This window comes from Gillisella terrae, assembly GCF_004801395.1.
Classification (GTDB): Bacteria; Pseudomonadota; Alphaproteobacteria; order Rhizobiales; family Rhizobiaceae; genus Allorhizobium; species Allorhizobium terrae.
In genome coordinates, this window is record NZ_SSOA01000001.1 from 240,128 (window position 1) to 254,430 (window position 14,303).

General features: G+C 55.9%; 15 protein-coding genes. 6 read left to right on the forward strand and 9 right to left on the reverse strand.

The features are described from left to right. The first annotated feature begins 118 nt into the window (after window positions 1-118). Together E6C51_RS01120 and queF are read left to right on the forward strand one after the other, a co-directional pair. The gene (locus tag E6C51_RS01120) at window positions 119-1,033 is read left to right on the forward strand and encodes a cation diffusion facilitator family transporter (protein WP_146933205.1); all 915 of its coding nucleotides are present in this window, start codon (window positions 119-121) and stop codon (window positions 1,031-1,033) included. Further along, entirely contained in the window at window positions 1,030-1,494 is a 465-nt protein-coding gene (gene queF / locus E6C51_RS01125; protein ID WP_190234746.1) for a preQ(1) synthase, read from the forward strand. The genes E6C51_RS01120 and queF overlap by 4 nt, the downstream gene beginning before the upstream one ends. Window positions 1,495-1,674: 180 nt before the next feature. Here the strand turns inward: queF and E6C51_RS01130 are convergent, their stop codons facing one another. Both E6C51_RS01130 and E6C51_RS01135 read right to left on the reverse strand, forming a co-directional pair. Then, window positions 1,675-2,475 (reverse strand): DUF2076 domain-containing protein, encoded by an 801-nt coding sequence (locus E6C51_RS01130; protein WP_190234747.1) that lies wholly within the window; start codon window positions 2,473-2,475, stop codon window positions 1,675-1,677. Between the two features lie 155 nt (window positions 2,476-2,630). After that, a complete protein-coding gene (locus tag E6C51_RS01135) occupies window positions 2,631-3,203 on the reverse strand; it encodes a HupE/UreJ family protein (RefSeq protein ID WP_146933211.1) in 573 nt (190 codons plus the stop codon). A gap of 186 nt (window positions 3,204-3,389) precedes the next feature. Here E6C51_RS01135 and E6C51_RS01140 point away from each other — a divergent pair, with 186 nt between their 5' ends. Next, entirely contained in the window at window positions 3,390-4,841 is a 1,452-nt protein-coding gene (locus E6C51_RS01140) for a protein adenylyltransferase SelO (protein ID WP_190235067.1), read from the forward strand. Between the two features lie 436 nt (window positions 4,842-5,277). Continuing rightward, entirely contained in the window at window positions 5,278-6,723 is a 1,446-nt protein-coding gene (locus E6C51_RS01145) for a methyl-accepting chemotaxis protein (protein WP_146933214.1), read from the forward strand. Between the two features lie 94 nt (window positions 6,724-6,817). Here E6C51_RS01145 and leuA read toward each other — a convergent pair whose 3' ends face one another. From leuA to E6C51_RS01180, 7 genes are all read right to left on the reverse strand, one after another. Beyond that, window positions 6,818-8,521, reverse strand: a complete 1,704-nt coding sequence (gene leuA / locus E6C51_RS01150) for a 2-isopropylmalate synthase (RefSeq protein ID WP_190234748.1) — start codon at window positions 8,519-8,521, stop codon at window positions 6,818-6,820. Window positions 8,522-8,850: 329 nt separating this feature from the next. Further along, entirely contained in the window at window positions 8,851-10,035 is a 1,185-nt protein-coding gene (locus tag E6C51_RS01155) for a benzoate/H(+) symporter BenE family transporter (RefSeq protein ID WP_190234749.1), read from the reverse strand. A gap of 103 nt (window positions 10,036-10,138) precedes the next feature. Next, window positions 10,139-10,576: a DoxX family protein gene (locus E6C51_RS01160; RefSeq protein WP_190234750.1), complete on the reverse strand. Its 438-nt coding sequence runs from the start codon at window positions 10,574-10,576 to the stop codon at window positions 10,139-10,141. A gap of 11 nt (window positions 10,577-10,587) precedes the next feature. Beyond that, window positions 10,588-11,343, reverse strand: a complete 756-nt coding sequence (locus tag E6C51_RS01165; protein ID WP_190234751.1) for an HvfC/BufC N-terminal domain-containing protein — start codon at window positions 11,341-11,343, stop codon at window positions 10,588-10,590. A 7-nt stretch (window positions 11,344-11,350) separates the two neighbouring features. After that, entirely contained in the window at window positions 11,351-12,205 is an 855-nt protein-coding gene (bufB, locus tag E6C51_RS01170) for an MNIO family bufferin maturase (protein WP_190234752.1), read from the reverse strand. Window positions 12,206-12,295: 90 nt separating this feature from the next. Beyond that, entirely contained in the window at window positions 12,296-12,574 is a 279-nt protein-coding gene (locus E6C51_RS01175; RefSeq protein WP_190234753.1) for a BufA1 family periplasmic bufferin-type metallophore, read from the reverse strand. 27 nt (window positions 12,575-12,601) lie between these two features. Then, window positions 12,602-12,877 carry a BufA1 family periplasmic bufferin-type metallophore gene (locus E6C51_RS01180; protein WP_190234754.1) on the reverse strand — a complete coding sequence of 92 codons (276 nt, stop codon included), beginning with the start codon at window positions 12,875-12,877 and terminating at the stop codon, window positions 12,602-12,604. 195 nt (window positions 12,878-13,072) lie between these two features. Between E6C51_RS01180 and E6C51_RS01185 the strand changes: the two genes are divergently transcribed. Continuing rightward, window positions 13,073-13,630, forward strand: coding sequence for a sigma-70 family RNA polymerase sigma factor (locus E6C51_RS01185; RefSeq protein ID WP_190234755.1), 558 nt, complete (start codon window positions 13,073-13,075; stop codon window positions 13,628-13,630). After that, complete coding sequence (locus tag E6C51_RS01190; RefSeq protein ID WP_190234756.1) at window positions 13,627-14,262, forward strand: NrsF family protein; 636 nt, start codon at window positions 13,627-13,629, stop codon at window positions 14,260-14,262. Before E6C51_RS01185 ends, E6C51_RS01190 begins: the two co-directional genes overlap by 4 nt. Window positions 14,263-14,303 lie beyond the last annotated feature (41 nt).

Genomic DNA, 14,303 nt, shown 5'->3' on the forward strand with positions numbered 1-14,303 from the left:
TAATTTTGAACGATACCACGCGCATCATGAAACCGTCCGGCCTTGTCAGGCTTGGGCGGTTTTGCCGTCTTAAGGGGCCAGTTTCTGCAATTGGTTCGCAAATGCAATGAGGTCAATCATGTCTGACAGCAATCCATTGGTAAAGACCCTGGCCTTTTGGGGTATTCCGCTGGCCATCGGCGTGCTTGGCCTCAAAATGCTGGCCTGGTGGGTTACGGGCTCGGTCGCGCTGTTGTCCGACGGGTTGGAATCCACCGTCAATGTGGTTGCTGCCTGCATTGCCTATTTTGTGATTGGCTATGCGCAAAAGCCTGCCGATGATGACCACCCTTATGGTCACCACAAGGCCGAATATATTTCGGCGGTTATTGAAGGCGTGCTGATTGTGGTGGCCGCCGTGCTGATCATGAAGGAAGCGATTGCGGCCTTGGAAGCGCCTGCCATGCTGGATGCGCCAGCGCTGGGCCTTGCCATCAATTTCGTGGCTGGCGTGATCAATGCGGTTTGGGCCACCATTTTGATCCGGGTGGGCAAGCGTCATCGCTCGCCAGCCTTGACGGCGGATGGCCAGCATATCATGTCGGATGTGGTCACATCGGTGGGTGTGTTGGTGGCTTTGGTGTTGGTGGTGTTTACGGGGTACGCCATTCTGGACCCGATCATTGCCATTCTGGTGGCCTGTAATATCATTTATCAGGGCTTTAAAGTCATCACCCATTCGGTGGACGGCCTGATGGACAAAGCCGTTGAGCCAAACGAGGAAGCCGCGATCAAAAAAGCCATTGCCGATAATGCTGCGGGGTCGCTGGGTGCGCATTATCTGCGCACACGCCGGGCAGGGGCTGCCACCTTTGTCGGTTTTGATCTGGTGGTTCCGGCCGATATGACCGTGTGTGAAGCCCATGAAATTTGCGACCGGCTGGAAGCTGCGATAAAGACTGCACAGCCCGGCGCGCGCGTAACAATCCACGTGGAGCCGGAAGATGAAGTGGCCCATGGCGTGGACGTGAAGGTTGAAGGAGTAAGTGTATGAGCAAGACCGATGTTTCCGGCCTGTCGCAGCTGGGCCAGCAGGTAGAGGCCCCCACCAGCCCGGAAACGGCTGTGCTGGAGCGTGTGCCCAATGGCAATGCCGGAACCGATTATGTGGTGCGCTTTACCGCACCGGAGTTTACCTCGCTGTGCCCGATGACCGGCCAGCCGGATTTTGCCCATATTGTGATTGATTATATTCCGGGCGAGTTTCTGGTGGAGTCGAAATCCCTGAAACTCTTCCTGTTCTCGTTCCGTAACCACGGTGCGTTTCACGAGGATTGCTCGGTCTATATCGCCAAGCGGCTGGTGGACCTTTTGAATCCGAAATGGCTGCGCATTGGTGCCTATTGGTATCCGCGCGGCGGTATTCCGATTGATGTGTTCTGGCAGACCGGCGAAGCGCCAAAAGGTGTTTGGCTGCCAGACCAAGGGGTTCCGACCTATCGCGGACGTGGGTAATACGAAGAGTCGTTGAAAACGACTCTTCGTATTCCACTTTCGAATATCTCAGGCCATTGATGCATTTGAGATATTCGAAACTCTTTCAAGGCGAGGATGCGTCAGCATCTTCGAGCCTTGGTATAAAACGCAAAAGAGCGCCGATCCATTCGGCGCTCTTTCTTTGTATGCCATATCTGGTCAGGCGTTCATGCTGTCGTCGCCGCCGAAATCGCCACTGTCATCGTAGCCGCCGTCGTCATTATTGTCATAGTCCGCCTGCTGATAACCGTTGTCGCTATTGTCGTTAAAGCTGTTGCCAGCATCATTGTTTGGTTCGGTGATGTTGTAGGTGTTGTTGTTGATGATGGTTTCTTCAACAGGGGCAGCACCCATGCCAGCCATTCCGCCGCCCATGCCCAGCATATTGCCAAAGCCACCGCCATGGGTGGTAAAAATGTCGCGCACCGCATCGGCCATCAGCACGCCGCCAGCCACACCTGCGGCGGTGGTGAGTGCGCCGCGCAAGAAGCCACCACCGGCAGATGGGGCAGCCTGCTGCTGAAATCCGCTTGCTTGTGGTGCGCTTGTTTGGGGGTAGCCGGTGTTTTGCGCATAATTGTCGTAGAGGCGGCCTTGCGACGGGGCGGCTTGCGGGCTTCTGCCCCAAGGGCCGCTGGCGGGTTGAGGGGTTGTGTTGCCGCCGCCAAAAATAGAGCTGAGACCGCCAAGAAAGCTGCCTTGCTGGGCAGGCGTGTTGGCTTGGCCGATATGGCTTTCCAGCTCTTGTATATGGGCTTCAAGGTCGCGGATTTTCGCGGTTGCGGCCTCAAGCCCTTTTTCCTGAATAATCACGGCTTGCGCCATGTAATAGGCGGCGTGGGGCTGGCGTTGCAGCTCAGCGGCAATCAAGCTTTCGGCCTCGCTGTCACGCGGGTTTGAGCCAGCTTGGGCAAGGCGATCAAACAATTGGGTCAGTAATTGGCGTTCTTCCGGTGACATGGTCCATTCTCCAAGGACTGTTTATAGCCATGATGTAGAGCCGCAATCATGGCGCTTCCATGCCATTTTGAATTACAAATGTGTAATCTCGTGCGGCATCCATAAAAAAAACGGCGGGATTTCGCCCGCCGTTCTTCTTTTAATGGATGATTTTATCAGCCCAGCATCAAAGCGGCACCGCCCACAGCGGTTGCAACGCCCAGCAGCCGTGTGACCTTCGGGCCGAAGCGATTGAGCGCAACTCCAAGGCCAATGCCCACAGCGTGCAAAAATGCCGTTGCAATCATAAAACCAAGGCCAAATTCCAGCGCGCCTGCACCGGCCATCTCGGTGCCATGGGCATAGCCGTGAAACAGCGCAAACAGCGCCACAACGGCAGATGCACCCGCAGCCGGAATGCGAACAGCCATGGCCACCAGCAGGCCAAGCCCCATGACAGAGGCCAGAATGGCAGGCTCAACAAAAGGCAGATGGAAGCCTGCCAGCGCCAGCAAAAAGCCAACAGCCATGGTGCCAACAAAAGCGGCAGGCACGGCATAAAGCGCCTTGCCGCCCTGCTGCGAGGCCCACAGGCCAACCGCCACCATGGCCATGATATGGTCAGGGCCGGTGAGTGGATGGGAAAGACCTGCCATGACTGAGCCATGCTCGGCGGGGTTCAGGTGGGCAAAAGCAGGCGCTGTGGCCGCTGCAAAAAATGCGGCAGAAATTGATAAACGTTTGAACATGATAAGTCCCTCAAATTGGTCAACCTGGCGTCCGGGATTCGGTCCCGCCGGTTTCTTTCTTATGTCAGGGATCAGTTTACGTTAAGGGCTTTTCGCCTGTCCATGCGGAATTTACCGGGGGTGATGGTTGTTCTTGCGTAAAGCCATAAAAACCCCACATAAGAAGAATGCTTCCGGAGATTGATGATGTTGCCCTTTGATAATTCCTATGCTCGCCTGCCGTCGCATTTTCATGCATCTGTTTTGCCAGCACCAGCAGCAAAGCCAAAACTGATCCGCTATAATGCAGCGCTGGCCGAGGAATTGGGCATCACGCTGGATGCCGAGGATGACGATCTGCTGGCGGCGATTTTCTCTGGCAACACGCTGCCTGAGGGCGCAAGCCCACTGGCCATGGCCTATGCCGGGCATCAATTTGGCGGATTTAACCCGCAATTGGGCGATGGCCGGGCAATTTTGCTGGGCGAAGTGGTGGATCGAACCGGCAAGCGGCGCGATATTCAGCTGAAAGGTGCAGGCCCGACACCCTTTTCGCGCAACGGCGATGGCCGCGCGGCCCTTGGTCCGGTGCTGCGCGAATATATTGTCTCCGAAGCCATGCACGCCCTTGGCATTCCCACCACCCGCGCCTTGGCGGCGGTTGCTACCGGGCAGGCGGTGCGACGCGAAACACCCTTGCCGGGCGCGGTGTTTACCCGCGTCGCGGCAAGCCATATCCGGGTTGGGACATTTCAATTTTTCGCAGCCCGTGGCGATACCGATGGCCTGCGCACATTGGCCGATTATGTGATTGCGCGGCATTATCCAGAGTTGAACGGGGTGGAAAACCCCTATCTGGCGCTGCTGCATGCCATTGTGGATGCGCAAAGCGCGCTGATTGCGCGCTGGATGGCGGTGGGCTTTATCCATGGAGTGATGAACACCGATAACGTGACGGTGTCGGGAGAAACCATCGATTTTGGCCCTTGCGCCTTTTTGGATGAATACGACCCGAAAAAGAAATTCTCTTCCATCGATCAGCGCGGTCGCTATGCCTACGCCAACCAACCTGGCATTGGCCAATGGAACATGGCACGGCTTGCCGAATGCCTGCTGCCACTGTTTGAGGGTGGCGAAGAGAAGGCGGTGGAAGATGCCAATGCTGCCCTGGTGCGCTTTGGTGAGAGCTTTCAGCGCCATTGGCTGAACAATTTCCGTGCAAAATTCGGAATCGAAGGCGAGGATGACGACGATCTGGCGCTGATCAATGATTTTTTGGGTCTGATGCATCAGTCGGAGGCCGATTTTACCGTGACCTTCCGCAGACTTGGCCATGTTGTGGGTGGAGAAAGCTCGACCTCGCTAAACCTTTTGCCGGATGAGCTTGCGCAATGGCTGCCCCGCTGGCAAGCCCGCCTTGGAACTGGTCGTGACCCTGCTCACATCGAAGCTGTCATGCACGCCACCAACCCGGCGCTCATTCCGCGCAATCACCGCATTGAAGAGGCGATTGCCGCAGCCATTTATGATGATTATTCGTATTTTGAACGGCTGACAGGGGCGCTGCAAAAGCCGTTTGATGAAGCGGATGCAACAGCAGATTTAAGGGTGCCGCCGACTGTTGAGGAAAGAGTGGCGCGTACGTTTTGCGGGACGTGACAGACAGCTTTAAAATGTCATGCAGATCACGATGCCGTGTTTTGCCAACAAGCCCTTGGGCGGTCAGTTTCTATCAGAAGCTTGGGTTCGTTGAGATCGCAATTGAAGACTTTGCGGTGCTTGGGGGCACGCTGAAATCGCTGATCATGTCTGTAAAAGTCGAAGCACTGAAGGCGCTGCCGGTCGGCAGGTGAGTCCGGAAGTCGATTTGCTGATTGTCAATTAAACGCAGATCGTTGGCGAAAATGTGACTGCTTATCGGCTCTTCTCCGGGGTTTGACTGTCTAAATTAAAGTATTGAATTTCCTATGCTTGCGACTTTTTATAGTTGTGACGCCAAAATTTTGTTTAGAAAAGGATATGTTGTTTTAGTGTTTTTTAACTCTCCTAATGATTGTATTTCTGCATTGCAATATCAACGGAACGGTTGGCTGCCATGTCGATTTTCAATGGATTATCTTCGCGCAAGGTGCTCGAAGCTCAAAAAGAGTTTCGCGATGTAAAGGAACGGTCGGACCTTCTGGACGATGCCAGTGGCATTGGTCTTTGGGAGGCGGTGCTGCATCAGGGCGATGCGATGCATCCGCAAAGTCGGTGGACATGGTCGCCGGAGTTCCGCCGTCTTGTTGGCTTTCAGACCGTTGAGGAATATCCGAATGTCGTACAATCTTGGTCGGATCGCCTGCATCCCGATGATGTTGCGCCGACATTTGCTGCCTTTGGCAAGCATTTGGAGGATAAAAGCGGCAAGTCACGCTATCGGGTTGAATATCGTCTGAAGTGCAAGGATGGCACCTATCGCTGGTTCCGCGCCACGGGTGGTTGCAAGTATTTGCCTGATGGGGTCACGGTGCGCGCTTGCGGTTCGCTCACGGATATTCATGAGCAGGTGATGTTGCAGGAAGCTATAAAGCAGAAGGAGGAGGAGGAATATCGTTCCGTTCTCACCGTGTTGTTCAGTGCTTTGGGAGGCCTTGCCGATGGTGATCTGACCCGCCAGATCCGCGAACAGATGCCGGAAAAATATGAACAGTTGAAGGTCAATTTCAACAAGGCGACAGTGAGCTTGCAAGAGTTGGTGTCGGAAGTTGCAGCGACAGTTTCAACTTTTGGTTCAGATGCGCGCAATATCAGCCAGGCCACGGATGATCTTGCCAAACGCACCGAGCATCAAGCCAGCTCACTTGAGGAAACGGCTTCGGCCATGGAGGAAATTGGCGTCGCTGTTCAAAATACGGCCCAGCGTGCCCGAGAGTTGAGCAGCCTTGCCACCAAGACCCGCGCTGCGGCTGAAGAATCGGGTGTCGTGGTCAACAATGCGGTGCATGCGATGTCTGAGATTGAGAATTCGTCCGAGCAGATCGGCCAGATCATTGGCGTCATCGATGAGATTGCCTTCCAGACCAACCTTCTGGCGCTGAATGCCGGTGTCGAGGCGGCGCGTGCAGGTGAAGCGGGCAAGGGCTTTGCGGTGGTGGCGCAGGAAGTGCGCGAACTGGCGCAACGATCTGCCAAGGCCGCCAAGGAGATCAAGGCGCTGATTTCCACCTCTTCCAATCAGGTCAGCGAGGGTGTCACCCTGGTTGGGCGCACGGGCGAGGCATTGCAGGGCATTGTGGTTGCCATTGGCGATATTACGCAGTTGATTGCCGATATTGACAATTCGACCCGCGAACAATCCAGCAGCGTCAAGGAGATCAATGCGGCGATTTCGCAGATGGACCGCATGACCCAGCAAAATGCCGGCATGGTGGAAGAAACCGCCGGTGCCAGCCGCCAACTCTTCGAGCAATCGGAACGCCTGTCGCATCTGATCGCCCGCTTCAAACTGCACGACGGCTATTCCTCTGCCGCAAACAGCTGGTCATCACGCGCCGCTTGATTTTCATTCAAACAACAGCAGGACCGATGGTTTCGATCCTGCTGCTTTTCTGTCAAAGCACCTTCGTTTTTGGGAAAACTGAAGGTGCTGGTCTTTACTTCGAAGCTCTTGCCTCCAGCACTCGATTGGCTGCCGAGATAATCGCTTCCAGCGAGGCCGTCACGATATTCTTGTTAATGCCTGCGCCAAACAGTTTGCCACCGGGATGGTTCAACTCGACATAGGCAATGGCTGCGGCGTTGGAGCCGTGTTGCAGGGAGTGTTCAGAGTAATCCTGCACCGAAATCTCAAAGCCGAGGTAGGTTGAGAGGGCATCGACAAAACCGTCGATGGGGCCGGTGCCTTTGCCTTCGATCCGTTTCGTTTCACCGCCATCGGTGATTTCGGCGGCAACCACCCGCAGGCCCTTCACGGCTGTGTCGGGGTAGGTGTGGTGATCAACGAATTTCAGGCGCGCTTTGGGCTGCTCCACATAGCGCTCAATGAAGCTGTCGTAGATGCGCTTGGCGGGTAGCTCCACGCCTTCTTCATCGGTAATACGCTGAATTTCCTCGCGGAATTCCACCTGCAAATTGCGCGGCAGGTTAATGCCGTAATCCTCTTGCAGAATGTAAGCGATGCCGCCCTTGCCCGATTGCGAGTTGATGCGGATGATGGCCTCGTAAGAACGGCCCACATCCTGCGGGTCAATTGGCAGATATGGCACTTCCCACACGGGGGAATTGGCCTTCTTGATGGCCTTCATGCCCTTGTTGATCGCATCCTGATGGGAGCCGGAAAAGGCGGTGTAAACCAGTTCGCCCACATAAGGATGGCGCTCAGGAATGGTCATCTCGTTGGAATATTCATAGACGGCCTTGATGCGCTCGATCTGCGAGCAATCCAGCTCAGGATCAATGCCTTGTGTGTACATGTTCAGCGCCATGGTGACGACATCGACATTGCCGGTGCGCTCGCCATTGCCAAACAACGTGCCTTCCACGCGGTCGGCACCGGCCATCAAGCCCAGCTCAGTAGCCGCAATGCCGGTGCCACGGTCGTTGTGCGGATGCAGCGAGATGATGACGCTGTCGCGCTTGTCGATGTTGCGGCACATCCACTCGATCTGGTCGGCGTAGATATTGGGCGTGGCCATTTCAACGGTCGAGGGCAGGTTGAGGATCAACTTGTTATCGGGCGTCGGCTTGATCTCGGCAATCACGGCGTTGCAGATGTCGAGCGCCACGTCCAGCTCGGTGCCGGTGAAGCTTTCCGGCGAATATTCAAAACGATAGCCGCCGCCCGCCTTGGTGGCCATGTCGATGATCATCTTGGCGGCATCCACGGCGATTTGCTTGATGCCATGCACATCCTTGCCAAACACCACGCGGCGCTGCAATTCAGAGGTCGAATTGTAGAAATGGATGATCGGCTTGTTCGCGCCTTCCAAGGCTTCAAACGTGCGGGTGATCAACTCGGGGCGGCATTGCACCAGCACCTGCAAGGACACGTCATCCGGCACATTGCCTTGCTCGACACACCAGCGGGCAAAGTCAAAATCGGTCTGGGAGGCAGACGGAAAGCCAATTTCGATTTCCTTGAAACCCATTTCCAGCAACAGCTGGAACATGCGGGCTTTGCGATCATGCCCCATGGGGTTGACCAGCGATTGATTGCCATCACGCAAATCGACCGAGCACCAGATGGGGGCCTTGGTGATGGTTTTCGATGGCCAGGTGCGATCCGGAATATTGATCTGCGGGTAAGGGCGATATTTTTCTGAGGCGTCTGGCATGCCTTTTTGGGTGGATTTCAACATGGTTCTTCTCTTCTCATCCCGAATATGCCCGGCTTATAGCGGCTTGATCGCTGTTTGCGAATGACAAATTCGGCCCCTTAGTGGGTCAATCTTCAAATTTATGGATTTGGTGAGGAGCAATCGCCTGAAACGGCTAACCCGGCCGCCGGGCGCTCCTCAATGGACCCGGCAACCGCGGATAAGGTCGAGAAGAAGAAGCGAGGATAGGGCGCGCGAAGACGCGACGTGGCTGAAATTGCCCCGCGCTACAGTCTTCATCATGGAAAAGCCCGATCTGTTCATGGCAAAATGTATACGCAGGCGCATTTGTGCTGGCAAGGGGGCTTTTTTCATTTTGCAAATTTTACGGTGAGCTTGTTAAGCCCCAGCATGACGATACCGCCAACAAGACCCCAAAATGCGCCCGAAATTCCCAAAAATGAAATGCCCGATGCGGTAACAAGAAAGGTGATGGCGGCTGCATTGCGGCTTTCCGGCTCTTTAAACGCCGCGAAAGCCGAGCCGGAAAACGCACTGATCAGCGCGAGCCCCGCCACCGATTTGATCAGAATATCGGGCGCGAGTGCGACAAAGGCGGTGACAACGCCGGTTAAAAGACCAAGCACAATATAGGCCATGCCTGCAATGATGGCGGCCCAATAGCGGCGGCTTTCATCCGTGTGGGCATCTTTGCCCGCGGCCATGGCGGCGGTGACGGCTGCAAGGCAAATGGAGCTGCCACCAAACGGGGCAACAAAGGCTGAAAACAGGCCGGTCACGGCAAAAAGCGGGCCTGGGGCCGGGCGATAATCATAAACCTTCAAGATCGCAATGCCGGGAATATTTTGCGAGGCCATGGTGACAATAAACAGCGGCAGGGAGATGGAAATCACGGCGGGCAAGGTGAAGTGCGGCACCACAAAATCTACCGGAGGGGCCAGCGAAGCGCCCAGATTGGCAAAAGCCGATTCGGGCACATGCACACCAAAAATCAACACCAGAACAAAGGCCGCAAGGGCTGCTGGCACCGCAAAAAGGCGGTTGAATGCGCCGACAATGGCCCAGGTCAGCAGGATGGGCAGGCCAAACAGCGGATTGAAGGAAATTGCTTGAAAAGGCGCAAAGCACAGACCAATGATGATGCCTGATAGCAATGCATTGGCCAACGCCGAAGGAATGGTGGCAATCACTTTACCAAGCGGTTTGAACAGGCCCGCGATGATGATCAGCAATGCACAGACCAAAAATGCACCAACGGCTGCGGAAAACCCGCCCTCAGGCGCGCCAGTGTTGATCAACAGCGCCGCTCCCGGCGTGGACCACGCCACCGAAATTGGCATTTTTGTTTTAAGGCTCACCAAAATGCCGCAGACACCCATGGCAATGGACAGCGCCATCAAGCCGGCTGCCGCCTGCATGTCGGAGGCCCCCACGCCTTTCAATCCTTGCAGCACAATGGCAAACGAACTGGCAAAGCCCACGAAAGCAACCAGCAGGCCCATAAGCAGGCTTTGTAGGGAAAGATCTTTATGCATGAGGTGGTCCAGCATGGAGGGTTGTGATGCTGGAACAACAGATTTTTAGGATAGGTGCAAGGTCAGTTGTACTGAAAACCGGTACGCTTTGCCTGTTGCTTCATCAATTTGATCGTTTCCGCAGCAGGTGATCGATGGAGAAAATCCCCGGACCATGAGCCATGATGATCAAAAGACAGGCAGCCCATGTACCGTGGGTGGGCCATGCATCGGGATAGACGAAGATTTCGATCACCAGCGTCATGCCCAAAAGAGCAAGGGCTGAGAGGCGGCTGGCAAGGCCAATCACCAGCAGAATCGGGAATAAATGCTCGGCAATGGCAGCCAGATGGGCGGCAAGCCAAGGGTCAACCAGCGGTACTTTGTATTCATTTTCAAAGAGGTAAACGGCGGTGTCGGTGACGTGAAAGCCATCGACTTTGGTTTGGCCAGAGCGCCAGAAGGTACCCGCGATCGACAGGCGGGCAATCAGCGAGACAAGATCAAGCGGAATGCGGCTGAAAAGGCCAGTGAAACGGTTGGCCAGTGAGGGTGACTGCATGACACGCTTCCTTATAGAATGGTCGTAAAGGCACCGCTTTGCAGCGCGCCGGTGAGATTGGCGGTGAGATCGAAGGCCTCTGTCTCGGCCATGGCGATATTGACAGCCTCGCCAAGGGCGGCACCTTGCGCCAGCGCCAGCAGAAAACCTGCACCGCCGGGGGGAAGCCGATGCACCTCAACCGTCATCTGCGGGCGCAAGATCAGTGCATCTTCGCCCTGCCAGTCATCAATCGGGCAAAGTTCTGCTTCGCCGGCGTTCATGGCCCAGATGGTCACAACCGGGTGGATGGAGCGGATCACGGCAAAGGATGGATGCGGTGAAAACCGCACATCCGCCAATGTCTCCGGGGCAATGGCGGCAAGAGAGCCGGGGTCCAGCGGGGCCTGATCGGCAGCGTGGTAGGCGCGGCTGCGGGCCGCCTCCAGCCGCATCACGTCTGGCAGATAGCTGAGTTCTTTGGCGGGTTCAAAACCCGCGACAAAATCGGGAAAATCATCACCATAGGTGAGCAGCAAGGGCGAGCGCGGCGGATGAGCATCGATGAACGCCTGCGCCATGGCAGCAAAAAAGTCTCTGCCCACAATGGCCTCACAGGCTGGAAAGCGTGATGCCAACGCGCCGCGCAGGCTGGCGGAGACATTGTTGCGATAGACTTTGAAGCGGCGTTCGGGTGCTGCGCTGTTCCATGCCGCCACGCCATCTGGCACGGGCAGGGAGATGTCGTTCAGGGCGGCGGCGAAGTTGTTTTGGGTGATGTGGGACATGGCAACCTCACGCAGCCCGGCTTTGAGCCGCTTGGTTCAGAAGCGCCTGAGCGGATTGCGCTTCAAGGCGCAAGGTTGGCCAGTCCGGCACGTCATTGTCCCACTCAATCAGGGTGGCAACCGGGCCGGTGCGGGCCAAAACCTCTTCATAAAGCGCCCAGACCGGGTCTTTCACCGGCGTGTCGTGGCTGTCGATCAACAAGGGGGCACCGTGATCATCGACGGTTTCGGAATGGCCGCTCAGGTGAATTTCGCGCACATGACCGAGCGGAAACCGTGCCAGATAGCTGCGCGGATCAAGCTGGTGATTGGTGGAGGCGACAAACACATTGTTGACATCCAAAAGCAGTCCGCAGCCGGTGCGTGCCACCAGTTCAGTCAGAAAATCCACTTCCTCCAGCGTGCTCTCGGTGAAGGTGATGTAGGTTGCCGGATTTTCCAGCAGCATTTGCCGCTTTAAGCTGTTTTGCACCTGATCGATGTGGCTGGCCACATGGTTCAGCGTTTCTGGCGTATAGGGCAGGGGCAGAAGATCGTTGAGAAACACCGTGTCGTGCGAGGACCATGCCAAGTGCTCGGAAAAGCTTTCCGGTTCATAGCGATCACACAGGTTTTTCAGGCGGGCGAGGTGGTCTTGATCCAGCGGCTGCATGGAGCCAATGGAAAGGCCTACACCGTGAATGGAGAGCGCATAATCCTCGCGCAGTTTGGAGAGTTGTGCATGCGGCGGGCCACCGGCCCCCATATAGTTTTCGGCATGGACCTCGAAAAAGCCCAGTGGCTGCGGCGCATCAATGATGCTGCGAAAATGCTCCGGCTTGAAGCCGACGCCTGCATGTTTGGGAAGCTGGCTTGGTTTCATGGTGTCTTACACCTTATGTTGCGGGCGTTGTCTGATGTTTTTCGAAAACAGAGTGGCGGAAGGCGTTCCGCCACTCTGTTTTCTGTGGGGTTAAGCGGGGGCGGGGCCTTGGGTGAGCGAGCCATGACCGTTCGGCGTCTTCATGGTTTCGCAAGAGCCCGCAGGCACCAGCTTCCATGCATTCTGCTGATAGTCGATCTTGGATGTTCCGGCGCAGGTGGTGCCAGGGCCTGCGGCGCAATCATTCTGGCCTTTCATGGCAATGCCGTAGCATTTTTCTTTCGTGTCAGCGGCTTGTGCTGGCAGCGTGCCAACCACTGCGAGAGCGGCACCGAGCGAGGCGGCAAGAAGGGCGTGGTTTTTTGTCATGGGTCGTCTCCGTGTTGGGCTTAAGCGTTACATGGACTTCAACATGCCATGGCCATGCGGCGTCTTCATTGAGACGCAAGAGCCGGTGGGTACCAGCTTGAACGAAGACTTGTCGTAATCCATGGTGGATTTGCCAGCGCAGTCGTGCTTGCCAGCGGCGCAATCATTCTGGCCTTTGAGGGCAACGCCATAGCATTTTTCTTTGCCAGTCATGTCGGCGGCATTGGCGGCGGGCACAGACACAGTGGCGAGGGCAGATGCAAGCGAGCTGGCAAGAGCAAGGGTTTTGATAGAAGTGTTCATGGTGGTCTCCTCAGATGGTTGCCATGATTGGCTGACATGAGAGGCTACGGATGCGCTTTGGGTAATGTTACAGAGCGGGAGAAATTTTTTATCGAATCTGTGCAAATATGATGAAGCGGCATGCCAATACATTTTATTGATAGAATTGCAGACCGTCTGTAACAAATCCCCTCCAGCCAACGTATAGGGTGCGTGGTGAAGCAGTCAGAACGCGAAGATGAATGGGCAGAATGGATGCGCGCGGCCATTGCAGGCGACGCTCAAGCCTATCATCGTTTCCTGATGTCCGTAACGCCCCATTTACGCGCCATGGCAAGGCGACGCTGTGATCAGTTTGGCGCGCCAAAGGGCGATGCGGAAGATGTGGTGCAGGAAGTGCTGCTGGCCATTCACCTCAAGCGTGGCACGTGGGATTCCAAACGGCCCATTGGCCCTTGGCTCACGGTGATTGTGCGCAACAAGCTGATTGACAGTTTGCGCAAGCGCGGTCGCCACGTGCATGTGCCGATTGAGGATGTGATTGCAACGCTGGAAGCAGACGAGCAAACCGATGCCACCGAGCGAATGGATACGGAAGCCCTGCTGGAGCGGCTGAAAGACCCGCAGCGGGATATTGTTCGCTCCATCTCTTTGCATGGTGCTGGCATTCGCGAAACAGCGGAAAGATTGAAGATGAGCGAAGGATCTGTGCGGGTGGCGCTGCACAGGGCGCTGAAGGCCCTGGCGGCGATGTATCGGAGTGAAGCACAATGAAGACAGATGAGCTGATCAGCCTTTTGGCACAGGATGCCCCGGTGCGCTTTTCATTGAGCAAGCGGATGGCATGGGCGCTTGTGGTGGGCGTTGTTGTGTCTGGTGTTCTGTTGATCTCCACCGTGGGGTTGCGGCATAATCTGGAAAGTGCTGTGGAAACGGCGCGGGTGGCCTTCAAAATTGTTGAGACCTTTCTTTTGGCGCTGACGGCAAGCTGCCTTGTGTTTCGCATTGGCAAGCCCGATCTCGGCCTTCGTCCCTTGGCGCTGTGCCTGCTGATGCCGCTGTTTTTGCTGGTGGCGGCTGTTGCAATTGAGCTGACCGTGCTGCCAAAGCCGCTTTGGGCACCCAGTTTAATCGGCTCTCACGCCGCGTTTTGCGTGTTTTTCATTCCGGTTTTGTCACTTGTGCCACTGATTGGTTTTTTGAAAGCCTTGCAAAGTGGCGCGCCCGAAAATCCGGGTCTGGCCGGGGCATCGGCTGGCCTTGCAGCCAGCGGCATTGCGGCCGCGCTCTATGCATGGCATTGCCCGGATGATAGCCCGCTGTTTTTGGCCACATGGTATGGGCTGGCGATTGTGCTGGTCACCGCGGTTGGCTTTTTTGCGGGTCGGAAAATCTTGCGCTGGTAGTGAAAAAGCCCGCCTGTTTCGCAACAGGCGGGCTTTTAAAA